24 protein-coding genes, 1 tRNA gene and 1 other RNA gene are annotated in these 22,529 nt (G+C 27.7%); 19 read left to right on the forward strand and 7 right to left on the reverse strand.

Translation table 11 applies throughout. The features are described 5' to 3' along the window. Positions 1–31 precede the first annotated feature (31 nt). From def to LRB30_RS03725, 3 genes are all read left to right on the forward strand, one after another. Entirely contained in the window at positions 32–529 is a 498-nt protein-coding gene (def, locus tag LRB30_RS03715) for a peptide deformylase (RefSeq protein ID WP_231014238.1), read from the forward strand. Then, a complete protein-coding gene (fmt, locus tag LRB30_RS03720) occupies positions 526–1,464 on the forward strand; it encodes a methionyl-tRNA formyltransferase (RefSeq protein ID WP_231014236.1) in 939 nt (312 codons plus the stop codon). The genes def and fmt overlap by 4 nt, the downstream gene beginning before the upstream one ends. 63 nt (positions 1,465–1,527) lie before the next feature. Next, entirely contained in the window at positions 1,528–2,535 is a 1,008-nt protein-coding gene (locus LRB30_RS03725; protein WP_231014235.1) for a PASTA domain-containing protein, read from the forward strand. Between the two features lie 51 nt (positions 2,536–2,586). Here LRB30_RS03725 and LRB30_RS03730 read toward each other — a convergent pair whose 3' ends face one another. Next, positions 2,587–3,303, reverse strand: coding sequence for a 16S rRNA (uracil(1498)-N(3))-methyltransferase (locus LRB30_RS03730; RefSeq protein ID WP_231014233.1), 717 nt, complete (start codon positions 3,301–3,303; stop codon positions 2,587–2,589). Positions 3,304–3,376: 73 nt separating this feature from the next. Here LRB30_RS03730 and trxA point away from each other — a divergent pair, with 73 nt between their 5' ends. The 8 genes from trxA (at position 3,377) to secG (ending at position 10,456) form a co-directional block, all read left to right on the forward strand. Then, positions 3,377–3,730: a thioredoxin gene (trxA, locus tag LRB30_RS03735; protein ID WP_231014232.1), complete on the forward strand. Its 354-nt coding sequence runs from the start codon at positions 3,377–3,379 to the stop codon at positions 3,728–3,730. Positions 3,731–3,813: 83 nt separating this feature from the next. After that, positions 3,814–4,281, forward strand: coding sequence for an rRNA maturation RNase YbeY (ybeY, locus tag LRB30_RS03740; RefSeq protein ID WP_231014231.1), 468 nt, complete (start codon positions 3,814–3,816; stop codon positions 4,279–4,281). Continuing rightward, positions 4,282–5,061 (forward strand): hemolysin family protein, encoded by a 780-nt coding sequence (locus LRB30_RS03745; protein WP_231014230.1) that lies wholly within the window; start codon positions 4,282–4,284, stop codon positions 5,059–5,061. Then, positions 5,058–7,028 (forward strand): tetratricopeptide repeat protein, encoded by a 1,971-nt coding sequence (locus tag LRB30_RS03750; protein WP_231014229.1) that lies wholly within the window; start codon positions 5,058–5,060, stop codon positions 7,026–7,028. Before LRB30_RS03745 ends, LRB30_RS03750 begins: the two co-directional genes overlap by 4 nt. A gap of 73 nt (positions 7,029–7,101) precedes the next feature. After that, positions 7,102–8,109 carry a type I glyceraldehyde-3-phosphate dehydrogenase gene (gene gap / locus LRB30_RS03755; protein ID WP_231014228.1) on the forward strand — a complete coding sequence of 336 codons (1,008 nt, stop codon included), beginning with the start codon at positions 7,102–7,104 and terminating at the stop codon, positions 8,107–8,109. A 19-nt stretch (positions 8,110–8,128) separates the two neighbouring features. Then, positions 8,129–9,310 carry a phosphoglycerate kinase gene (locus LRB30_RS03760; protein ID WP_231019543.1) on the forward strand — a complete coding sequence of 394 codons (1,182 nt, stop codon included), beginning with the start codon at positions 8,129–8,131 and terminating at the stop codon, positions 9,308–9,310. A gap of 1 nt (position 9,311) precedes the next feature. Then, positions 9,312–10,073: a triose-phosphate isomerase gene (gene tpiA / locus LRB30_RS03765; RefSeq protein WP_231019553.1), complete on the forward strand. Its 762-nt coding sequence runs from the start codon at positions 9,312–9,314 to the stop codon at positions 10,071–10,073. Between the two features lie 17 nt (positions 10,074–10,090). Further along, positions 10,091–10,456: a preprotein translocase subunit SecG gene (gene secG / locus LRB30_RS03770; RefSeq protein ID WP_231014224.1), complete on the forward strand. Its 366-nt coding sequence runs from the start codon at positions 10,091–10,093 to the stop codon at positions 10,454–10,456. A gap of 97 nt (positions 10,457–10,553) precedes the next feature. Here secG and ung read toward each other — a convergent pair whose 3' ends face one another. After that, positions 10,554–11,225, reverse strand: a complete 672-nt coding sequence (gene ung / locus LRB30_RS03775; RefSeq protein WP_231019565.1) for a uracil-DNA glycosylase — start codon at positions 11,223–11,225, stop codon at positions 10,554–10,556. Positions 11,226–11,308: 83 nt separating this feature from the next. Between ung and LRB30_RS03780 the strand changes: the two genes are divergently transcribed. Then, complete coding sequence (locus LRB30_RS03780; protein WP_231014221.1) at positions 11,309–11,965, forward strand: TrmH family RNA methyltransferase; 657 nt, start codon at positions 11,309–11,311, stop codon at positions 11,963–11,965. Here LRB30_RS03780 and LRB30_RS03785 read toward each other — a convergent pair. Beyond that, positions 11,962–12,654: a queuosine precursor transporter gene (locus LRB30_RS03785; RefSeq protein WP_231019599.1), complete on the reverse strand. Its 693-nt coding sequence runs from the start codon at positions 12,652–12,654 to the stop codon at positions 11,962–11,964. The two genes, LRB30_RS03780 and LRB30_RS03785, sit on opposite strands and share 4 nt — an antisense overlap. Before the next feature lie 76 nt (positions 12,655–12,730). Further along, positions 12,731–13,408 (reverse strand): queuosine precursor transporter, encoded by a 678-nt coding sequence (locus LRB30_RS03790; protein ID WP_231014220.1) that lies wholly within the window; start codon positions 13,406–13,408, stop codon positions 12,731–12,733. Between the two features lie 117 nt (positions 13,409–13,525). Here LRB30_RS03790 and ssrA point away from each other — a divergent pair. Then, positions 13,526–13,887, forward strand: a transfer-messenger RNA (tmRNA) gene (gene ssrA / locus LRB30_RS03795). 82 nt (positions 13,888–13,969) lie between these two features. Here the strand turns inward: ssrA and LRB30_RS03800 are convergent. Continuing rightward, a tRNA-Gly gene (locus tag LRB30_RS03800) sits at positions 13,970–14,041 on the reverse strand. Positions 14,042–14,191: 150 nt separating this feature from the next. On the opposite strand from LRB30_RS03800, the gene bpuR reads away from it, so the two are divergent. Then, positions 14,192–14,560, forward strand: coding sequence for a transcriptional regulator BpuR (gene bpuR, locus LRB30_RS03805; protein WP_231014219.1), 369 nt, complete (start codon positions 14,192–14,194; stop codon positions 14,558–14,560). Between the two features lie 26 nt (positions 14,561–14,586). On the opposite strand, the gene LRB30_RS03810 is transcribed toward bpuR, so the two are convergent. Next, on the reverse strand, positions 14,587–15,132 hold the full coding sequence (locus LRB30_RS03810; protein ID WP_231014218.1) for a ribonuclease HII: 546 nt from the start codon (positions 15,130–15,132) through the stop codon (positions 14,587–14,589). 91 nt (positions 15,133–15,223) lie between these two features. On the opposite strand from LRB30_RS03810, the gene LRB30_RS03815 reads away from it, so the two are divergent. From LRB30_RS03815 to phoU, 4 genes are read left to right on the forward strand one after another with little or no spacing between them, the layout of a single operon-like run. Then, on the forward strand, positions 15,224–17,671 hold the full coding sequence (locus LRB30_RS03815) for a chromosome segregation SMC family protein (RefSeq protein ID WP_231019579.1): 2,448 nt from the start codon (positions 15,224–15,226) through the stop codon (positions 17,669–17,671). Between the two features lie 25 nt (positions 17,672–17,696). Next, positions 17,697–18,098, forward strand: coding sequence for a hypothetical protein (locus LRB30_RS03820; protein ID WP_231014600.1), 402 nt, complete (start codon positions 17,697–17,699; stop codon positions 18,096–18,098). Further along, on the forward strand, positions 18,095–19,135 hold the full coding sequence (locus tag LRB30_RS03825; RefSeq protein ID WP_231014599.1) for a tetratricopeptide repeat protein: 1,041 nt from the start codon (positions 18,095–18,097) through the stop codon (positions 19,133–19,135). Before LRB30_RS03820 ends, LRB30_RS03825 begins: the two co-directional genes overlap by 4 nt. Positions 19,136–19,145: 10 nt before the next feature. Continuing rightward, positions 19,146–19,817: a phosphate signaling complex protein PhoU gene (gene phoU / locus LRB30_RS03830; RefSeq protein ID WP_002556647.1), complete on the forward strand. Its 672-nt coding sequence runs from the start codon at positions 19,146–19,148 to the stop codon at positions 19,815–19,817. Between the two features lie 83 nt (positions 19,818–19,900). Here phoU and LRB30_RS03835 read toward each other — a convergent pair whose 3' ends face one another. Next, positions 19,901–20,752, reverse strand: a complete 852-nt coding sequence (locus LRB30_RS03835; RefSeq protein ID WP_231014598.1) for a protein-glutamate O-methyltransferase — start codon at positions 20,750–20,752, stop codon at positions 19,901–19,903. A gap of 185 nt (positions 20,753–20,937) precedes the next feature. Between LRB30_RS03835 and LRB30_RS03840 the strand changes: the two genes are divergently transcribed. After that, complete coding sequence (locus LRB30_RS03840) at positions 20,938–22,440, forward strand: peptidylprolyl isomerase (protein WP_231019589.1); 1,503 nt, start codon at positions 20,938–20,940, stop codon at positions 22,438–22,440. Positions 22,441–22,529 lie beyond the last annotated feature (89 nt).

The raw sequence follows: 22,529 nt of genomic DNA on the forward strand, positions 1-22,529 counted from the left end.
TCTTTTTTGTTTAAAAGGGGGATGAGTTTTTATGAAAATGGTATTTTATCCTAATGATTTGCTTCGTGTTAAGACAAAACAAATCGAAAATATTGACAATAAGATTAAAGATTATGCTAAAAATATGATAGAATTGATGGATACTTGCGGTGGAGTTGGACTTGCTGCTCCTCAGGTGGGCCTTGATTTAGCGCTTTTTGTAGTTAGAGAAAATAAAATGGCAAAACCTTTAGTTTTTATTAATCCTTCAATCGTAGAGACTTCTTATGAGCTTAGCTCTTACAAAGAAGGGTGTTTAAGTATACCAGGAGTTTATTATGATTTAATGAGGCCTAAGTCTGTTGTGGTAAATTTTCATGACGAGAATGGAAAATCTTTTACTATAGAAAATTCTGATTTTTTGGCAAGAATTATTCAGCATGAAATGGATCATTTAAATGGAGTTCTTTTTATTGATTATTACGAAGAAAAGTTAAAAAATAAATTGTTAAAGCCTTATATGAGAGAAATAGGTCTTAAGGCAAAATGAAAATATTTTTTGTAAGCTCTTCTTCTATTGCTTTAGAAGTTTTCAAGGAAGTTGCAAGGCATTATGAGGTAGTGGGAGTTTTGACTTTACCCGATAAACCTAAGGGTAGGGGACAAAAGTTAAGTCAAAATGTAATAAAGGCAGAGGCTATTGCTAGAAATATTAAAGTTCTAGATCCCTTGATTATTGATGATAATACATTAAATTTAGTTAGGGGTTTGAATCCGGATTTAATGTTAGTTTTTTCTTATGGCAAGATTTTTAAAAAAGAATTTTTAGATCTTTTCCCAAAGGGGTGTATTAATGTTCATCCTTCTCTTTTGCCCAAATATAGAGGTGTTTCTCCGATTCAATCTGCAATTTTAAATGGTGATTGTGTTGGCGGTGTTACTATTCAGAGTATGGCTTTGGAAATGGATAGTGGTAATATTTTAGTGCAAAAAAATTTTAAAATAAGATCTTATGATACAAGCCATGATATTTCAAAACTTGTATCAAGTCTTAGTCCAACCCTTGTTCTAGAAGCTTTGGAAAAAATTAGCAAGGGGTTTTTAGGAATTCCTCAAAAATCAAGCGAAGCTACTTTTTGTTCTTTTTTAAAAAAAGAAACTGGATTTATAGATTTTAAATTAAGTGCATTTGAAATTAAAAACAAAATTAATGCGTGCAATCCTTGGCCGCTTGTAAGAGCTAGGCTTGATTGTAGCAACATTATTTTTCATCGTGCCGATTTTTTGGATGTAGATTTATATAAGGGGAAAAAAGTAGGAGAAATTGTTGATTTTAATTCCGAAAAAGGATTGCTTGTTAATACCGGAAAAGGAATTCTTTTGCTTTTAGAAGTTCAAAGACCTGGAAGAAAGGTTTTGGGTTTTAAGTCTTTTTATAATGGGAATAGGCATCTAATAGGGAAGGTGTTTTCTTCAATAGAATAGGAGGGATATATTAGTTTTAATAATAATGACAATCTAGAAAATAAATTTTTTAATGAAGAGGGATTGTTTAAAAATAAATTAGATCTGACTCAGAGCGACAAAAATTGTAATAATGAAATTTTGATTTTACCTAAAATTACAATTAAGGCATTGCTTTTAGTTATTTTTGGATCTTTAATTGTTTCTTTTGCAATTTTCTTTATGGTTTTAGAAAATAACGAGATTACAGTTGTTCCGAATCTTTATTCTCTTACTATTGAGGATGCTGTTCTTGAATTGCAGAGAAAAGAGCTGATTCCGCACATTGAATTTAAATTTTCTTCAAGTGCTCTTGATAAAGGAAAAGTAATAGATCAAGGCCCAAAACCAGGAACCGTTTTAAGACATGGTAATAAGGTTATAATTTTCATTAGCAAGGGGGCTATAATAAACAGAGTTGATAGTTTTATTGGTAAAAACATTGACGATGTTATTACTAATTTAAAGGCCAATTCTTTTGACAATTCTAAATTACTTTACCATATTGTTAAACCTATTGAGGTTGAGAGTGAATTGCCAAAAGGTATAATAATTCGTCAAAATCCATCACCGGGTAGTCAAATATCAAGTTTAACGGATCTTCAATTTTTAATTAGTAAGGGTAAAGATCGTTTGGATAAACATGTTAAAAATTATATTGGAATTTATTATAAAGATGTGATTGCTTCTCTTTTAAGTGATAGTATTAGCTTTGACATTGATTTGGCAAATACTGGAGATTTTGGAAATATTATTTCTCAGTCTATTCCGCCTGGGACCAAAATAAATGAATCAGATAAAATTTTAATTACTATTGCAAAGCCCAAAGTTGACAATAAAATTGTTTTTGGAATTTTGACTTATAAATTAAGACAACATCCATCTTATGTTGATATATCTGTTAGGTTAAAAGGCTTGGATGGCAAAAATTCCTTGATTTATTCTTTTAAATCAAAAGGAGGATTGATTAAATTGCCCTATGAGGTTAACAAGGGTTCTACTGTTGAGCTTTATATTTATGATAAGCTAATCAATCAAACAGTTATAAATTAATTGTGCTCAAACGAATTGATTTAAAATGATAAAAAAATTTCTAATATAAAATCACATATTAATTAGTTTTGATGCTGTAATAATAGATGCAGCAATTGTAGCTGTTTCTGTTCTTATGGTGTTTGAGGATATACTGTAAGAGCAGAAATTATATTGTGCTATCAATTGTTTTTCTTTTTCTGTAAATCCTCTCTCAGGCCCCACGATAATGGCCGCATTTTTTATTTGTTCTATATCAATTAAATTTTTTGTACTATTTTTTTCAAGCAATATTTTTATTTCAAAATTTTCTTGTTTAATGTATTTAAGGCTATCTTTCAAATTTTTCATAATTTTGATTTCTGGTAAGTACGTTACTTCTCCTTGCATTGCTCCGTCTATTAAATGTTTTTCGTAATCATTGTTTTTAAAGATTTTAGAATTTAAATATGATTTTTCAGTAAGCTCAGTGTTAAAAAAAATTATTTTGTATATTCCAATGCTAGCAAGTTCTTTTATGATTCTTTTGGCAACAATTGGCCTTATAATTCCAATTAGTACATATAATTTTTTAAGTTTATTAGATTCGGATATTTTAAAGATTTTCTTGAAAAATAGTTTTTTATCTTTTTTGTAAATGCAATGGTAAATGTTTTTTTCCCCAAGAATACCAAATTTAAATTTTTCATTATCTTTTAATTTTAGGATTTTAACAAGATGTTCTGCCCTGGTATCATTGAGTGAAATTCCTGTTTTAAATTCATTAAAGGTTATTAACATTAGATTCATTTCTTATAATTCCTTATTGTTAATATTGTATTTGTGATATAATTTTAAGTCGATAGGGGGGCATGTAAAATATATGGCTATTTCTTTAACCGAAGAAGATTTTGTTGTTAAAGTTTTTGATTATAAAAATAATAAAGAGTGGAGTTTTAGAGGTGATAGGCCCGCAATAATTGATTTTTATGCCAATTGGTGTGGTCCATGTAAAATGCTTTCTCCGATTTTTGAAAAACTTTCTAAAAAGTACGAAAATAGCATTGATTTTTACAAAGTAGATACAGACAAGGAACAAAATATTTCTTCTGCGATTGGAGTGCAAAGTCTTCCAACTATTCTTTTTATTCCTGTTGATGGCAAGCCAAAGGTTTCTGTTGGTTTTTTACAAGAAGATGCTTTTGAAAACATAATTAAAGATTTTTTTGGTTTTTAGTTTGAAAAATAAAATAAATTAATTGCTATAGCAATTAATTTATTTTGTAAGTTATATATGGATTATTTTAGGGTATATTTAATTTGTCCAAATCTGATTTGAATTTATTGGTAGAAAATATTCAATTTGAACATCTTAGTATTTTTTATGATTTTATTTTGTCTGTTTTGAATGCTCTTTCTATTAGCGATTTTGAATTTTCAGTTATTCTTTGTGATAATGCTTATATACAAGAATTGAATAATAAATTTAGAAACAAGGATGAGCCAACCGATGTTCTCTCTTTTAATTATAATGAACACAATGAACTTAACGAAGATTTGGTTGATGGTATAAATTATAAAATACAAGGAGATCTTGTAATATCTTTTGAATATTTAAAATTTAGTGCTCAAGAGTTTAATGTTGAAATTTATGAAGAACTTCAACGTGTTACTATTCATGGAATTTTGCATTTAATGGGATATAAACATGAAACTAATGATTTTCAAAAGGAAGGTATGTTGATTCTTCAAGAAAATATCTTAAGAGAAAATAAAAGGGTATTTTAGATGTTGGGATTTTTTAATTTTAAAAACAAAAAGAAGAAAAAAGGAAGCCCAGAAAATGATCTTGAAGATAAGTCGAATATTGAAACTTCTTTGATAAAAAATTTCAATGCGCTTAAAGAAACTATTGTAAAAGAGATTATGATTCCCAGGATAGGGGTTATATTTGTTGATTATGCTAAGAGCAAGGACGAGCTTTTAAGGGTTGTAACATCTAGCAGTCATTCAAGATTTCCTGTGTATCATGGTACCATTGACAATATTGTTGGGATAATCCATACAAGAGACATACTATTGCACATGTGTAAAAAAGATTTTTACGAAATAGACTTAAAAGATATTATGCGAAAAGTTATGTTTGTTCCCGAAAGCAAAAAAACAGACTCTCTTTTAAAAGAATTTCAAGAAAATCATGTTCATATTGCAATTGTGGTTGATGAGTATGGTGGGGTTTCGGGGCTTGTAACACTTGAAGATATTCTTGAAGAGATAGTAGGTGACATTCAAGATGAATTTGACAACGAACTTGATGAAATAGTTCGTCTTGATGATGGATCTTATCTTTGTGATGCAAGAATTTTAATAGAGGATTTAAATGAGAAACTTAATTTAAATTTGCCAAATGGAGACTTTGATACTCTTGGTGGTTTTGTTTATGATCTTTTTGGGAGGATTCCTTTGAAAAATGAAAAGGTAGAGTATAACAATTTAGTTTTTTCAATTAAAAATATGCATCAAAGAAATATTAAGGTGATAAAGATTTCCGAGAAGGAAGGTTTATGAATTTTAATTGGTTTTTAATTTTATTCCTTTTTAATTTTAGCGCTCTATTAGGAAGTGATACTACAGCATTAGGACATTATCAAAAGGCCCATGAGTATTATTTATCTAAAAGGTATTATGATGCTATTGATGAACTTGTTGAGGCTATAAAAATTAATCCCAATTATTATGAAGCTTATAAATTTATTGCATCAATTTACTATTCCCTTAAGATATATACTCAAGCACAATTTTTCATAGAGAAAGCCGCTAAAATGTCTAATGAAGACACTGAGTATAAAATTCTTTACGCAAATATATTGTTAAAAAATGATAAAATTGATCAAGCAAAAAAAATCTATTCTGAGGTTTTAGTTAAACAAAGGAATAATATTGATGCTTTGGTTGGACTTGCTTCAATTTTTGAAAAAAATGGATTATTTATAGCCGCGGCTAATTATTATTTATCTATTCTTGATTATAGTCAAAATAATTATAGTGCTTTTGAACATCTTATGGATATTTATCAAAGGCTAGGAATGCATGACAAAATTAGGCATTTGATAAATAAAGTCAGGGTGAATTTTTTATCTTTTCCAGATTTTCATAAAAGAGTAGCTGAATTTTATATTAGTATTAATAATTTAGGGCTTGCTGAAAAGTATGCTTTAAATTATTTGGCCTTAATTGAAAGCTCTTACAAAGATTTTGGAGTTGTTGATGCGTATCGACTGCTTGCGCTTGTTTATTTGCATGAATTTAAATATGAGGATGCAATAGAGGCATTGCAGAAAGCTATTTTGGTTAATAAAGATTCTGATGAGCTTTATTATTTATTGGGATATTCTTATTTAAAATTTGGAGATATTGAAAAAGCTATTTTAAATTTGGAGCGAGCTAAAAATCTTAAAAAAGATTTAGAATTTTATAATATTGCTCTTGAGGAGAGTTTTTTCGCATCTAATTTTAGAAATTTTTTGAAAAATAATTCCAATGTTAAAATTTCTAAACATTATGAAAATGAGGGACTTAAAGCTTTTAAAGCTTTAAATTTAAATAAAGCATTGTTTAATGCAAAAAATGCTGTTGATATTTGGCCTGATAATGATAGTGCTAGGTTTTTGCTTTCAAAAATATACAAGCTTGTGAATTTAGATATTATGGCTTATGAGCAGCTTTTTTATTTAGTAAAACAGCGAAATTCTACTGATTCTAGAATTTTAGATTTTTATGATGTTGTGTCTTTTGATGTTAGAAAGTCTTTATTTTATAAATATGGATATAAAAGTATTGCTGATTTTAATAAGCTTTACGATGACAGAGTGGTTTATAAAATGGCTATTTTTACTCAAAGTGAAAATAAGTTTTTTGGGGCAAATGATTTAATATTAAGATATGCTGAAAGGGTGCTTGAACGCAATTTAAATATGGAAATAGTTAATTATAACTTTGATTACAATAAAAATAGAGATTATCTGATTAATAATTTTTCCGAAGGGTTTTCTTATTCAAGGAATAATAATTTGGATTTATTTTTAATTTTTGATTTTAAGGCAGATATTTTAAAAAATACAGCCACTTTGGTAGTGGATATTTTTTCAGGTAAAACAGGGATCAAAGTTGTTTCTTTCTCTTATGATGTGGGGGGTATTAATTATTTAAGCAATGCTTTAAATTCTCTTTCAAAAGATTTTCATGATTATTTACCCAAAAAAGGAAAGATTCTTCAAATTAAAAATGACGATGCTCTTATTAATCTTGGTCAAGTAAGCGATGTTGTAAAAGGCGATGTTTTTTTAATTCTTAAAGAAGGTGCTTTAAATAGTGATACTAGAGATTCTGGTTTTATTGTTTACAAAAAATCAGATATTTTAGGAGAAATTTTAATTGAGGATATAAGTGATTATATTTCTAGAGGCACTATAAAATCTTCTACCTTTTTAAAGGATTATATTCAAGAAGGAGCCACTGTGCTTATAAAAAGATAGTTTGACACTTGTTATTAATTTGTGATTTAATAATTCTAGTAAGAATAAAATCAAAAAAATTGGAGGATTTTGTATGAAATTGGCTATTAATGGCTTTGGGCGTATTGGTAGAAATGTTTTTAAGATTGCTTTTGAAAGAGGAATTGATATTGTAGCAATAAATGATTTAACAGATCCTAAAACTCTTGCACATCTTTTAAAGTATGATTCGACTTTTGGAGTATATAATAAAAAAGTTGAGTCAAGAGATGGTGCTATTGTTGTGGATGGAAGAGAAATAAAAATTATTGCTGAGAGAGACCCAAAAAATCTTCCTTGGGCAAAGCTTGGAATTGATGTTGTGATTGAGTCAACAGGTGTTTTTTCATCAGCAACTAGTGATAAAGGGGGATATCTTGATCATGTGAATCATGCTGGTGCTAAGAAAGTTATTTTAACAGTTCCTGCTAAAGACGAGATTAAAACAATAGTTCTTGGTGTAAATGATCACGATATTAATTCTGATTTAAAGGCTGTGTCAAATGCTTCATGTACAACCAATTGCTTGGCTCCTCTTGCAAAAGTACTTCATGAATCATTTGGAATTGAACAAGGACTTATGACAACAGTTCATGCTTATACTAATGATCAAAGAATTTTGGATCTTCCTCATTCCGATCTTAGACGAGCAAGAGCTGCTGCACTTTCTATTATTCCAACTTCAACTGGTGCTGCAAAAGCAGTTGGACTTGTTTTGCCTGAACTTAAGGGTAAGTTGAATGGGACTTCAATGAGGGTGCCTGTGCCAACAGGTTCAATTGTTGATCTTACAGTTCAACTCAAGAAAAAAAATGTTACAAAAGAAGAAATTAATTCTGTCCTCAAGAAGGCATCAGAAACATCTGAGCTTAAAGGCATTTTGGGGTACACGGAAGATCCAATTGTATCTTCAGATATAAAGGGGAATTCTCATTCTTCTATTGTTGATGGTCTTGAAACAATGGTTCTTGAAAATGGATTTTCAAAGGTGTTGTCATGGTATGACAATGAGTTTGGATATTCTACAAGAGTGGTTGACCTTGCTCAAAAATTGGTAAAATAAGTAGGCTTGAGGTAATAAAATGTCAATAAAAACAGTAAAAGACTTTAGTAGCTTTGCGGGCAAGCGAGCTTTAGTAAGATGTGATTTTAATGTTCCCCTAAAAGAGGGGAACATTAGCGATGATACTAGAATTAGGGCCGCATTGTCTACAATAGAGTATCTCAAAGAAAGAGGAGCCAGGATTGTACTTGTAAGTCATTTGGGTAGACCAGAGGGAAAGAAAAATCCTAAATATTCTCTTAAACCGGTTGCCAATAGATTGTCAGAGCTTTTAGGCCAAGGTGTCAAGATGCTTTCTGATTGTATTGGAAGTGAAATTGTAAATAGTACCTTGCAAATGAAGGATGGGGATGTTGTATTGCTTGAAAATGTAAGGTATTATGCAGAAGAAGAGAAAAATGATATAAATTTTGCAAAAAAACTTTCTGAGAATGGAGATGTTTTTGTAAATGATGCCTTTGGTGCAGCTCATAGAGGTCATGCTTCAACTGTAGGGGTTGCCGATTATTTGCCGTCTGTTGGTGGATTTTTAATGGAAAAAGAAGATAAATTTCTTGGTGGAATATTGAAAAATCCCGAAAGGCCATTTGTTTCAATTATTGGTGGTTCCAAGGTTTCTTCAAAGATTGCGGTACTAGAATCACTTTTGTCAAAGTCAAATGTAGTTGTGATTGGTGGTGGAATGGCTTATACTTTTTTGCATTCCGAAGGATATTCTATAGGTAAATCTCTTTTAGAGGACGAGTATATTGATATAGCATCTTCTTTCTTAAGGAAAGCAAAAGAGCTGGGCGTTAAAGTAATTTTGCCGCTTGATCATATTGTGGCTGGTGATTTTAATAAAAATGCAACTCCTGAGTATATTGATTCCTTTAATATTCCTGAAAACAAGATTGGTATGGATATTGGAGCTAAGACTTTAAAAGAAATTGAAATGGTTGTAAAAACTGCCAAAACTATAATTTGGAATGGCCCTCTTGGTGTGTTTGAATTTGATTTATTTTCAAAAGGAACTGCTCAGGTTGCCGAAATGGTAGCATCTTGCTCAGGTTTAACTGTTGTTGGTGGTGGAGATTCTGTTGCAGCTGTTAATAAATTTAATTTATCTGATAAAATTACTCATGTTTCAACAGGTGGTGGCGCATCACTTGAATATCTTGAAGGAAAAATTTTGCCGGGTATTAAGGTTTTGGAGAATTAAAATGAGAAAAACATTTTTAGCGGGAAATTGGAAAATGCATTATACAAGTGCAGAAGCTTCTATTGTTGCAAAAGAAATTGCAACTAAGGTTAAGACTTTAAAAGATGATGTTGTAATAATGATAACTCCTCCATTTACGGCTTTATCTAAGGTTTCAGAATGTATTAAGGATAGTAATATTCTCCTTGGTGCTCAAAATATGTCTTATATGGAAAGTGGAGCAAGGACAAGTGAAATATCACCTTCAATGCTTTTGGAATTTGGAGTAGAATATGTTATACTTGGTCATTCTGAATGTAGATTGTATTTATCAGAAACAGATGAAATAATAAATAAAAAGATTCTTGCAGGACTTAAGCATCCTTTTAAATATTTAATTCTTTGTGTTGGAGAAACTCTTGATGAGAGAGATTCTGGGAAAACTTTAGACGTTGTTTTAAATCAGGTTAAAAATGGGTTAAATTGTGTTTCTGAATCAGATATTAAAAGGATAATTTTAGCTTATGAACCTGTTTGGGCAATTGGAACGGGTAAAACCGCAACTAAAGAGGAAGCAGAAACAGTTCATAAGGCAATTAGACTTGAGATTATGAAGCTTTATTCAAAGTCAGCTTCAGACAATATTATAATTCAGTATGGGGGCTCTGTTAATTCAAGCAATGTAAAAGAGCTTATGAATGAGTCCAATATTGATGGTGCACTAATAGGTGGAGCATCTTTAAAGGCCGAATCTTTTTTATCTATAATTAATAATGTTCTTTAGTTAAAGAGAGGTTTGTTTTGGATTTAGTTAGATTTTTTATTTTTATAATTTTTGTTATTGTTTCAATTTTTATTATTCTTTTGGTTTTAATTCAAGATGAGCAGGGCGATGGAATAGGTGGTGTTTTTGGGGGTGGTAGTTCTTCTATTTTTGGGGCAAAGTCTTCAAGTGTTGCTGTAAAGATTACTGGATTTTTTATAGCACTCTTTTTTATCTTTGTAGTTTTGTTATCTTTTCTAAACACTAGAAGAGCAGATGATAGCTTTCTAAATGATATAAAGACTAAAAACAAGAATAGTTCAACTTTCTGGGATGATGAGAATAATAATAAATCAGATACCAACATTAATGAAATTAAAGAAAACAATTTGAAAGAGAAATGATTTAAATTGGTTATCGTTGTTTATGCTAAGAGTAGTATTTAAGTAGAGTTTTTACATAAAGAAATTTTAAATCTAACCATTATTAAATTTGTTAATTTTATTGAAAGTTTATTATATTTCTATTGTGTTTTTTTAAATAATCTAAAGCGCTGCTAAAATGATTTGATCCTAAAAATCCATTGTTTGCTGAATATGGCGATGGATGACTTGTTTCAAGAATTAGATGCTTTGTTGGGTTAATTAGCCCTTTTTTGCTTCTTGCTAAATTGCCCCAAAGCATAAACACAATGTTTTTCAAATTTTTAGAGATTATTTTTATTACTTCATCTGTAAAAATTTCCCATCCAATGGCTTTGTGAGAAGAAGGCTTGCCTTCTTCGACTGTTAAGATTGTATTTATCAGAAATACACCTTGAATTGCCCATCTTTTCAAATCTCCATTTGGGATGGTTTTTATTTTTAAACTTTTTTCTATTTCTTTAAATATGTTTTGTAAAGACGGTGGAATTTTGATTTTTGAATCTACAGAAAAAGCAAGTCCATTTGCTTGATTTTTTCCATGGTATGGATCTTGTCCAATTATTACCACTTTTATATCTTTAAATGGTAAAGAATTAAAAGCATTGAATATAAGTCTTGGAGGAGGAAATATTTTTCCATTTTTTGTTTTATATTCATGTTTTATAAATCTCACAAGCTTTTTAAAGTACTCTTTGTTAAATTCATTATTTAAAACTTCTTTCCAAGATTCTTCAATTTTTACTTTCATTTTTGTATTATATAAGAAATAGTTTGTAATTTGAAATATATTAAAGAAAACAATTTTGTTATTTTTGAAATTTAATTTTTATTATGGATGATGATGTATTAAAAAGAATAGGTGTTTTATCTAAATTTATTACAGATGAAAAAAAAGCTAGGATTGAGAAAGTATTAAGTCTTCGCACTAATTATTTAACATTTGCATTAGAAGACATTTTTCAGTCTCAGAATGCAAGCGCTACTATTAGAACGGGTGAAATTTTAGGACTTAGTGATGTTCATGTTATTGAAAAAAAGAATAAGTATACTTTAAATCCAGATGTTACTTTAGGATCTTCACAATGGATAAATTTAAATAAATATAAAAATGCTACTTTTGCAATTGATAGATTAAGGTCTGATGGATATAAAATAGTGGCCACATCTTTGAATGAAAAATCAATAAATCTTGAAAATTTTCCAATTAACAATAAAATGGCGATATTTTTTGGCACAGAACTAACAGGGCTTAGTGCAGAAGTTTTAGAAGTTGCCGATTTATATGTAAAAATCCCTATGTATGGATTTACTCAAAGTTATAATATTTCTGTGGCTGTTTCGATAGTTATATATTCTTTGTTGATTCGCTTAAGAAAAAGCAGCATTGATTACTTGCTAAATGAAGTTGAGAAATCAAATTTGAGATTAAAATATTATAGACAAGTTGTTAAAAATTATCAATTTATTGAAAATCTTATTAATTCTTAAGCCTCTCTTATTTTTTTCCAAGAATTTAGAAATAGGTAAAAAATGGTATCGATTGAAATTATTATTAATGTAATAATTAGGGAACCTTTTATAAGTTCGATATTTTTTGTTTCAGGATAAAATTTAAGTATTGTGTTTATAGCTATTGAAACTAGCAAATTAGCTATATATCCAGAAATTAGTCTTGATAGAGGATGAATAATGATCCACAAAGATTTTATTTTTATTTGCTTAAAATAATTATATAGTAAGATGTTTATATATTGGGATAAAAAAAACACATAAGTTCCAATTAATATTGTTAAAATATATGTACAGTTATTAAACAGTATTTTAAAATGAATATCTGCGGTGTCTAATTTATTACGATTAAATAGTATCATAAAATTAATCATAATTGTAAAAGTTATGTTTAACAAAAGGCTCAATATAACAGATTTTGTTGCTTCTTTTTTGCTGTATTTTTCTACCATTAAGTTTAAAGAGAATAATGCCGATAAAAAGGTAATACCTGATAAATTTAATAACATTCCAAATGTTTTTAAATTTCTTAATATTATAATATTTGACATTGTTGAAATAATTGCATTGAAACAAAAAAGCCCAGATTTTCCAAAAAATCGGTAAAGAATTCCCAATGTTGCATATGTAAATAGAACCATTCCTATCCACAAGCTTAAATCAAACATATCTTTATTCATAACATTTAATTGTACCAGATTAATTATCTTAGATAAAGTTTTTTATTTATGCAAATTAACTTTTTCATTTTTGAAGCTTTATATATTTTACAAAAAAATATATAAAAGGTGTTCCCAAAATTCCTGCTAGACCTTTAATTAGGTATGTGGAAATTACTATATCTAGGAAAGCTTGCCTTGGAAATACTTTAAAATATGTTGCTATGCCTACAAAAATTGTTGTATCTATTAAGCCACTTATTAATGTTGATCCATTGGTTCTGAAAAATAAAAATTTAGGAAATTTTTTTTTAATAAGCTGATATAGATAAACATCGTTTAATTGGGATACTAGGTATGCAACAAGAGATGCTAATAGCAAAGCTGGTATTGAAGAGAAAATGTTTTCTAAACTTTTAAAATTTTCTTGAGTTCTATTTGACATAAAGTGTATTTGTGCATTTGTTAATACTGCAAAGACAATAAAGCTGATAAATCCAATGTAAACGGCTTTTTTTGAAGTTTTTTTCCCATAAAATTCTGAGAGAATGTCTGTTGCAATGTATGATGATGCATAAATAATGTTGCCCAATGTAGCATTAATTCCAAATATTGTAATTTGTTTTAAAACTTGAATGTTTGCTATAATAATTGCTACTGCAACCCATGCAAATAATCCGTTTTTTTTAAAAAAAAAGGATACAATAATCAAAAATGAATAAGTAGTAATTAGCATAAAAACCCACAAAATTTCATTAAACATAAAATTACCTTTTACTAATATTGGATTTACTATTATAAAATTTTAGCTTAGTTTTTTCAAATAAGACTTTAAGCATTGTTGTTTTCTTAAAATTATGCTATAGTGGCTTTTATATGAGGGGATGTTTTGGATTTGACTAAAGATGTTAATATTATAAGTTGCAGGCAGAGGGAATCTCTTAAAACTTCTACAAATAAATGCAAAAAATAATAACTTTACAAGCTCAAATCTTGTAATGGCTGCTTAAGTTAGCAGGGAGTTTTGTTGAATTTGGCTTTGAGGTTCGCTTATACTCTTTTTGACATCGAAGCTTGCTTAAAAATTTTTCAAGTTGATTTTTAGGGACTTTTATACTTGAGAGCGATTTGGCGGTTTGCTAGCATTTCCAAACCATATTGCTTAATAAAATGCTAGATAAGCTTGTAGAAGCTTATAGTATTGTTTTTAGGACGCGGGTTCAATTCCCGCCATCTCCATTTATTTCATTCTTTTATTCTTTAAATATAATTCTCATTTTTAATAAGCATTGCCAAGCTTGAAAAGTGTACTGTCATTATTTTAAGCGTCCTATCGGAATCGAACCGACATCATTAGCTTGGAAGGCTAAGGTAATAGCCATTATACGAAGGACGCAATACAATAATTTACTTATATAAAAAAAATCAATTTATGTCAATAAGATTTATTGTAATGTTATTTTTGGCTAGTAATTTTTTTTTTAAATAAGTACAATTAATTTAACTTAAATGTAGTCAAGTATAAAAACTTGTGTGGAGGAAATTGATGGGAGAGAGAGGGGAAGTATACTCTGAGAAGCTATTTACAGAGTCTGAGAGAACTTATTTTTTTAATGTCAAGGAAAATAGAAAAGGAGATTATTTTTTAAATATTGTAGAGAGCAAAAGAAATCCAAGTGGAGATTTTGAAAGACATTCTATTTTTGTATATGAAGAAAATATAAGTGAGTTTGAATCCAATTTGCTTAAGGCAATAGCGGTTATTAAGCAGAAAGTATCTACAGAGCTCGGTAGTTCTTCTGCAAGGCATAATAAAAGGTATGGTGAATATGGAGAGAGATCTAAATTAGACGATTCTAGGTTTGATAAGAAATCTCATTTATCAGGCGGGCGATTTAAAAAGAAGGATTATTAAATTTTATTATTCTTTATTTTTTTAAATTAAATTAGTTTAAAATTTTTCCTGTGAAGGCTTAAAACCCCATATTTCTTTATTGCATTTTTATGTTCTTTTGTGGGGTATCCTTTATTTTTCTTGAGTAAATATAATGGATAAATTTTATCGTATTCATCCATTAGTTTGTCTCTTTTGACCTTGGCAATAATTGAAGCAGCTTTTATTTCGTCTATTATTGAATCTCCTTTAATTATTGCTTTAACATTTTTTGCTGTTATTTTGGGGACAAATTTGCCATCTACAAGTACTAGGCTACAATTTAATTTTAGGTTTTCGTATGCAGTTTGCATTGCAAGAAGGGATGCGTTGTGAATGTTTATTTTTTCTATTATTATATTTGAAATTTCAGCAAATGCATAATACGAGTTTTCAAGTATTAATGAGGATAGGTATTCTCTTTTTTCTTTTTTTAGTTTTTTAGAGTCATCCAATTCTTTTATAAAGCTAAGTTTTTTTTTGAAAACTACAGCAGCGCTTAGAATGGGCCCAAAAATGCAACCTCTTCCAACTTCATCTATTCCGCAAATCATAATTGACCTTTTTTAAAAATATTTTTATTTATTATAATATGAAATTGTAGATTTATCAGTAATTGGTTTTTAATTTTAATTGGGAGTTAGTTTGGTTTTAAAAAAAATAATGCTTTTAGGGTTTAAATCTTTTTTAAATAGACAAGAGTTTGAAATAGGTGAAAATTTAAGTTTTATTGTGGGTCCTAATGGATGTGGAAAGAGCAATCTTGTTGATGCTGTACGTTTTTGTATGGGAGAAGATAATTTAAAATTTTTAAGGGTTAAAGATATTTCTGATTTAATTTCTGTTTCAAAACTAGGAAAATCAAATTTTGCAGAAATAACTCTTTTTTTTAGCAACATTAACTCTGAAGAATTGACTTTAAAGGAATTTGAAGGAGATTTTTATATTCGCAGGCGTCTTTATAAGGATGGTTCAAGTGAGTATTATTTTAATAATAAAATTTTGAATTTTCAAGATTATAATAGACTTTTGAATAGTTTTAAGTTTAAAAAGTCGCCGTATATGTTTATAAATCAAGGTAGGGTTGAAGACATTTCTTTGGAAAGAAATGTAAATCTTAAATCTTTAATTGAACAGGCAAGCGGAATAGATATTTTAAAAATTGAAGAAGAAGAGGCTTTAAAAAATTTCAAGCAATCTAATCAAAATTTATCATCTTTGTTGTCTCTGCAAGAAAATTTAAGGCAAAAGTACGATAACATAAAAAATGTTTACCTTTTGAGAAAAAAACATCAAGATTTAAGTCAAAAATTAGAAGCTTTAGAAAAAACAATAACGTTAAAAAAGCTTTTCAATATTAATTTTGAGCTTAATATCTTGAAGAGCAAATTAAATTTAGACGGTTTGACTAAATTTTTGTCTTCTAGTTTTAAGGAGAAGTTAGAATTTTATTCATTTAGAGAAAAAAATGTCATTAACAATATTCAAGCATTAGAAAAAGATCTTGAGCTTGTGAAGTCTAAAATTCTTGGACTAGAAATTAAAATTCAAAAATTAGAGCAAGAAAAGACATTAAAGATTAATTTAGAAGATAAGTTTGCTAAGAGCAAATCTGAATCTGAAGAGAAAAAAAATTCTATAAATAGCAATTTATATCAATTAAATAGTTTACTTAAAGAAAAGAAAAATGAATTTTTTTCTTTAAGTGACGAGATTAATAGGTATACTAAAAGTTTTTTTGAGCTTGTTGATTTAATTTTATCTGTATTAAAGAGTGCCAAATCAGAAGAGTTTGTTTTATTAAAAGAGAATATATTAGACTCTCTTAAACTTTTTGAAGAATCATTGAGTATAAAATATATTAAAGAGATTAGAGTAAATTTAATCAAGTATATAAGCAAAGATGAGAATCTTTTGGCTTTATTAAGGGACAAAATTGAGCCTATTTTCGATCAAAATGTTAATTTGAAAAAATTTTTGCTCGAAAAAAATGCTTTAAAATCAAATCTTGCTAAAGAGATAACAAATATTGAGAGATTAATTGAAGAAAAAACCCTTCAATTAAATGATGTATTAGGTGAGCTTGAGTATATAGAGCTTTCTAAATTTAAAAATTTGGATGAAATTAAACTTATAGATGGCAATTTGGAATTTTTATTTGAATCTAAGAATAGCCTTGATGAAGAGCTTAAAGATTTGTATTTAAAGCTTGAAAATTTAAATTTAGAAAAGAGTGATATTCAGCTTAATTTAAGTAATCTTATTGGTTCTTCAAAATTTAGTGGCGAACCTTTCAAGGAGAAAGATTTTAGTTCCTTGGTTTTTTTAAAATCATTTAAAAAAACCAATTATTATGAATATATAAAAAAACAGACGGAATATGAATTTCTTTTAAATTCTAATGCAAGTATTAAGAGCGAAATAGAAAATTTCAATGTTTCTAATAAAATGTCTGATAAATTTGAATTGGAAGAAGATCTTGCAACAAGAGAGTTGTTGCGCAAAGATATAGATGCAATCAATCTGGGGGATTATGTATTTTTCAATATTGATAAAGAATTTGATGAAACTAGGGATCGTTTTGAAAAAGTAAGTTTACAAGTAGAAGATTTAGAGCTTTCAAAATATTCATTACAAAAGCTTCAAAAAAAAATAAAAAATGAGATTTATAAAAAATTTAGAGAATCATTTGATGAGATTAATAAAAATTTTTCTTACTTTTTTAAAAAAATTTTTAAAGGAACCGCCAGTCTTTTTTATAATGAAAATACCGATAATGTTGAGATTAGAATAAATTTTTCAAATAAGTTTGTCAAAAACAATAATATGCTTTCAGGAGGCGAGAGTACTTTGGTTAGTATGGCTTTTTTATTTGCACTTTATTATTATTCTCCTGCTTGTTTTTGCATGCTTGATGAAATAGATGCAGCTCTTGATTTTGAGAATAGTAAAAAACTTTCCTTACTTTTAAAAGAATTGGGAAAAAAAATCCAACTCTTAGTAATAACTCATAATGCATATGTTTCTGAAGGTTGTGAAAATTTGATAGGTATTACACTTGATAATGGTGAAAGCAGGGTGTTTAATATATAATTAAGTTAGATTTAAGGAAATTAACATGCAATATGGAAAGTTTAGCTTTAGAAAGTATTTTTTAATTTTAATATTTTTGATTTTTATTGTTTCAGGCATTACTTATTTTTATTCAACGCAAATGTTAGAAAAATCTCAAAAGTCTGTTGAAGACAATTTAGATGCTAAGGTTAAATTAGTTGATATGGAAGATTTTTATTTTGATTTAAATGAATGTCTAAATATGGATGATTTTTTTATTCCAAGACCTGATTTTTTAAATGAAAATTTAAATAAGAATTTAGTTGTTGATGGGTTGATTAAAAATAAATTTCTTGATGAGAATTTTTTCAAGGATCTTTGGATTAAAAAGGAAAATTTATTTAATGTTGATATTGAAAAGGAGAATGAAAAATTAATAGATAAGATTTTAGAAATTTCCAAATGATTAGAAAATATTTGATTTATATAAGTTTGCTATTCATTGTTTTTGAAGTTTGCTCTAAGCCAGCTTTTATAAATCAAAACGATTCATACGAGCTTGATTTTAGTAGTAGAGAGGTAGATATTAATGTAAATACCAATTCAAAGTTTAAGCTTTCTTTTAAAGATGAGTCTTGGGTTTATATTAAAAGCATTGAAAATGAAGCTTTTATTAAGTTAATTGGAGAATCTTATAAAAATGGTGCTGTTTTTACTTTTCAAACTTTTAAAAAAGAAGGCAAAATTAAATTGGTTTTCAGTTATCAAAATGTTAAAGATTTAAGTGAATTTAATAAAATAATTATCTTGAAAATTACAAAGAAGATTGAAGTTGCAATTCCACATGGCGGTGGTGTTGGCTCTAGCCAGGACAATAACATTGCAAGTGTTAATAATCTTAAACTTGGAAGGGATAGTATTAACCGTGCAACCTCTAAAGAGATTATTGTCAGGGCTTTAAATTTGTCTTACATAAATGATTACAAGGGAGCAATAGATTTGCTTAATAAGTATAATTTCAATGACGATAAATATATTTTATTGAAGGCAGAAATTCATTATAAAAATGGGGATTATTTAAAATCTTATGAAAATTATTTGAAATTGAAGAGCAAATATTTTCAAAGCATTGTTTTTGATCTAATTAAGCTGGGTATAGAATTAAATATTAAAGAAGAGGTTTTGGAGAACGCTAGATATTTAGTTGAAAAGAATGTTGATTTTTCTGAGAGTATTTATCTTGAGATTTTTGAATTTTTAGTAACAAGGGGAGAGTATGAGTTTGCTTTAAATTTTAGCTCTCTTTATTTTCCTAAGTATATTAATTCAAGTTTTTCAGACAAATATAGTTATTTGTTGGGAAAACTTTATGAGTCTGAGAGCAAGCATAAAGATTTTTTAAAGGCTTTGCATTACTATAAATTGGTTATTGATAATTACCCTTTTAGTTATTATTATGAGAGAGCCAAGATAAGATATTTATTTTTAAAGCGGTTTTTTTAGGAGATATAATATGATAAGGAGAAAGCTTACTAAACAACTTGAAATAATAAAAGATTATCTTTGGGATATGAAAGAATGTGTGCTTAAAATTATAGATGATTCTTTAATAGCTTTAGAATCTAAAGATAAAAATTTAGCTAAAAAAATAATCAATGAAGATGAAAAAATAATAGATGATTATCAATACGATATTGAGGATTTGTGTGGAAGAATAATCGCGACTGAACATCCTGTTGCTACAGAGCTTAGAGAAATTTTAGCAATTATTAAAATAATAAGTTCTCTTGAAAGGATTGCAGATCATGCTACTAAGATTGTAAAGGTTGTTCTTTTGCTTGAATCAGATTTGGATGATTTTGATTTTCTTAATTTATATTTTAAACCTTTAAGAGAAATGGCCGATACAGCTAAAGAAATGTTGTCTGATATTTTTGATGCATATTTTGATGGAGATTTTACTAAAATATTAAAGATAGTTAAGTATGACAATATAATAGACAAATTATTTTCAAAGCAGAAAAGTATTGTTATTGATGCAATGAAAAAAAATCCTGAAAATTTGGATTATCTTTTAAATATTTTATTTTTGAATAGTTTTTTAGAAAGAGTAGGCGATCATGTAGCAACAATTGGTGAATTGCTTTATTTTATTAGAATAGGTGAAAAAGTAAACTTAACTTAGCAGTATTATTTTTAGACCTTTTAAGCTAAATAAATTTTACATAATATAAAATTTATTATAAAAAGAATTAATGCTCATGAGCATTAATTCTTTTTATAGGTGGCAGGCATTATGTATTCAAGATTTTTGTTTCCTCTGATTGTTTCTGAATGTCCAATTAAAAGATAAGAATCCTTTTTAAGATAGTAGCTGAACTTATTGGCAAGGTTGTTTCTAGTTTTTTCATCAAAATAGATCATGACATTTCTGCAAAATATTAGGTCAAATTTTTTGCTAAATGGAAATTTCTCATCCATTAAATTTAATTTTTTAAAGTAAACCATTTTTTTTAAAATTTCTTTAACTTGGAATTTATCATCTTGAAGTTTATTTAAATATTTAGTTTTTAAATATTTGGGCAAATTTATTATGCGATCTTCAGGATAAATCCCTTCACGAGCCTCATTTAGAACGCTAATTGAAATGTCTGTTGCTAAGATTTTAACTTTAAAATCTACTTTATTCTGTTCCATATATTCTTTTAGTATCATTGCAATTGTATAAGGCTCTTCTCCACTTGAGCAGCCAGCTGACCATATTCTAATTTCTGAGTTTTCTGAGTTTAATATTTTTTCAGTAAGTTTGGGCAATATTTTATTATTTAAAAAATCAAAATGCTTAGACTCTCTGAAAAAGTAGGTATGATTTGTTGATATTTTGTCTATTAATTCGATCAATTGAATATTTCCAGTGCTTTCTTCTAAAAAGTTGATGTATTCGGTAAAATTTTTAAAACCTTTAACTTTCAGAAGGGATGATAATCTGCTTTCAATTAGTAGCTTTTTTTTTTCGCTGAGATTGATTCCAAAATTGTTATAAACTATTTTTATTAATCTTAAAAGTTCGTCCTTAGTTATATTTATATTAAGGTTGAATTTGTTTTGATTCATATTCATATACTTTTGATTTCATTCTCCTTTTTATCCATAGCGATTCGTTTTCATATTAGAAATGTAATTTTTTTTAGCTCTATAATATTTAAGCGTATATCTTAAGTTAGATATTTCAATTGCAATAATTTTTCAATTGTGATAATTTAGTAGTTAAATTATTAGTATGCTTACTTATTGAAGGTTGTTTTATGCGAAAAAGAAGTAGAAAAGTCAAAAATAATTTAGTTGTGCTTGAATCTAAAGAAAAAAAAGTTGGTATGTGGGGGATTTTTGCTCTTGTTTTAATTGTTTTAGGATTTATTGTTGCACCTTTGCTTCCAGGGATATTTGATAATGCTCATTCATCTGGTTTAAAATTTGGTTCTTATAAAGGTCAACCTATTTACTATAAAAAAGATAGTAAGTTTGCCCAATATGTTAATTATTATTCAAATCTTTATTCTAGATTGCAGGGCAATTCTAAAAATATTAATACAGATTATAATGCCTGGTATTTGGCATTTATGAAATATGTTGAAGATGTTGCTTTTTTGGACTTAGTAAAAAAATATAATTTTTATATTTCTAAAGAAATGCTAAATAAAAATTTACTTAGATCTCCAGAATATTTAGACTCTAGTGGAAATTTCAGTTCTAAAAGATATAATAAAGCTTCTGATTATCAAAAAGTTAAAATTTATGATGATATGGTAGAAAATATATTGTTTTCTAATGTGAAAATTTTTTTAAATAGTAATTTGATATTTCCCGATTCTATTTTTGATATGATTAAGGATATGAGTACTGTAGCAAGGCATATTTCATATCTTTCTCTTTCCTATAAGGATTTTTCCAATAAAGAGGTAATATCTTATGCTGAGAAAAATTTAAATTTATTTAAACGTTTATCGCTTGCGTCTATTCGTTTTAAAAATATGAATGATGCTCGGACTGCTTATGATAAACTATTAAACAAGACTCCATTTGAAGAACTTGCTAAGCTTTATTCAGATGATATAGCTAATTTCAAGGGTGTTGTTTCTTTGGATAAGTATTATTTTGATTTAGATCTTAATGTTGAAAAGAAAGAAGATCTAAATTCTATTTTTTCTTTAAGAGAAGGTGAGTTTAGTAAGCCTATTAAGATTAAAAATAAAAATGAATATCAAATATATAAAGCATTTAGCAATGTTCATGATTTTGATAAAAATTTAGATCGTGATATTAGTTCTGTTAAAAATTACATTGAAACTTATGAACCAAGCGTTATTGAGGGTTATTTAGAAAATAAGCTATCTGATTTTCTTAGTGATGTTAAATTTAGTAATTTAAGCCAAGTTCTTGAAAAATATCAGCTTAGCTTAAAAGAAGAAATTGTTAATTTGTCTTATAATATTAATATTTACCCAAATGCTCTAAAGGAGTTAGTTGAGTTTAATAATAGTAAGTCTTTTTATGATATTATTTTTGGATTAAAAGAAAATTCTTGGTCTAAGCCTTTTGTAGTAAATAAAAAAGTTTATTTATTTTTTCTCAATTCAGCTAAAAAAAGATCTAATCGGCTCAAAGAAAAAATCAAAAATGAAAAACTTCTTGACAATTTTAATATTGCAAATAGTGGTTTGATTACAGATTTTTTGCTGAATAAAAAAGATTTTGTTAATAATTTTAATGAGTCGTTTTTTGCTTTGCAAAACTTTAGTCAAAATTAAGAAATAAATGTTATGACAAAGGTTTTGGGTGTTAGTGCAATTGTTCTTAGTAAGGATAAAGAATTAATTTGGTTTTATAATTATTTTTA

The organism is Borreliella americana, assembly GCF_021043605.1.
GTDB classification, from domain to species: Bacteria; Spirochaetota; Spirochaetia; order Borreliales; family Borreliaceae; genus Borreliella; species Borreliella americana.

Bases quoted from the DNA above. Each gene is read 5' to 3' on its own strand.
- tpiA (WP_231019553.1), top strand. From the start codon at position 9,312: ATGAGAAAAACATTTTTAGCGGGAAATTGGAAAATGCATTATACAAGT.
- def (WP_231014238.1), top strand. From the start codon at position 32: ATGAAAATGGTATTTTATCCTAATGATTTGCTTCGTGTTAAGACAAAA.
- LRB30_RS03760 (WP_231019543.1), top strand. From the start codon at position 8,129: ATGTCAATAAAAACAGTAAAAGACTTTAGTAGCTTTGCGGGCAAGCGA.
- LRB30_RS03820 (WP_231014600.1), top strand. From the start codon at position 17,697: ATGCAATATGGAAAGTTTAGCTTTAGAAAGTATTTTTTAATTTTAATA.
- LRB30_RS03825 (WP_231014599.1), top strand. From the start codon at position 18,095: ATGATTAGAAAATATTTGATTTATATAAGTTTGCTATTCATTGTTTTT.
- phoU (WP_002556647.1), top strand. From the start codon at position 19,146: ATGATAAGGAGAAAGCTTACTAAACAACTTGAAATAATAAAAGATTAT.
- LRB30_RS03750 (WP_231014229.1), top strand. From the start codon at position 5,058: ATGAATTTTAATTGGTTTTTAATTTTATTCCTTTTTAATTTTAGCGCT.
- gap (WP_231014228.1), top strand. From the start codon at position 7,102: ATGAAATTGGCTATTAATGGCTTTGGGCGTATTGGTAGAAATGTTTTT.
- bpuR (WP_231014219.1), top strand. From the start codon at position 14,192: ATGGGAGAGAGAGGGGAAGTATACTCTGAGAAGCTATTTACAGAGTCT.
- LRB30_RS03840 (WP_231019589.1), top strand. From the start codon at position 20,938: ATGCGAAAAAGAAGTAGAAAAGTCAAAAATAATTTAGTTGTGCTTGAA.
- ung (WP_231019565.1), bottom strand. From the start codon at position 11,225: ATGAAAGTAAAAATTGAAGAATCTTGGAAAGAAGTTTTAAATAATGAA.
- LRB30_RS03790 (WP_231014220.1), bottom strand. From the start codon at position 13,408: ATGTTTAATGAAATTTTGTGGGTTTTTATGCTAATTACTACTTATTCA.
- trxA (WP_231014232.1), top strand. From the start codon at position 3,377: ATGGCTATTTCTTTAACCGAAGAAGATTTTGTTGTTAAAGTTTTTGAT.
- LRB30_RS03810 (WP_231014218.1), bottom strand. From the start codon at position 15,132: ATGATTTGCGGAATAGATGAAGTTGGAAGAGGTTGCATTTTTGGGCCC.
- LRB30_RS03785 (WP_231019599.1), bottom strand. From the start codon at position 12,654: ATGTTTGATTTAAGCTTGTGGATAGGAATGGTTCTATTTACATATGCA.
- LRB30_RS03835 (WP_231014598.1), bottom strand. From the start codon at position 20,752: ATGAATATGAATCAAAACAAATTCAACCTTAATATAAATATAACTAAG.
- LRB30_RS03745 (WP_231014230.1), top strand. From the start codon at position 4,282: ATGTTGGGATTTTTTAATTTTAAAAACAAAAAGAAGAAAAAAGGAAGC.
- fmt (WP_231014236.1), top strand. From the start codon at position 526: ATGAAAATATTTTTTGTAAGCTCTTCTTCTATTGCTTTAGAAGTTTTC.
- LRB30_RS03730 (WP_231014233.1), bottom strand. From the start codon at position 3,303: ATGAATCTAATGTTAATAACCTTTAATGAATTTAAAACAGGAATTTCA.
- LRB30_RS03780 (WP_231014221.1), top strand. From the start codon at position 11,309: ATGGATGATGATGTATTAAAAAGAATAGGTGTTTTATCTAAATTTATT.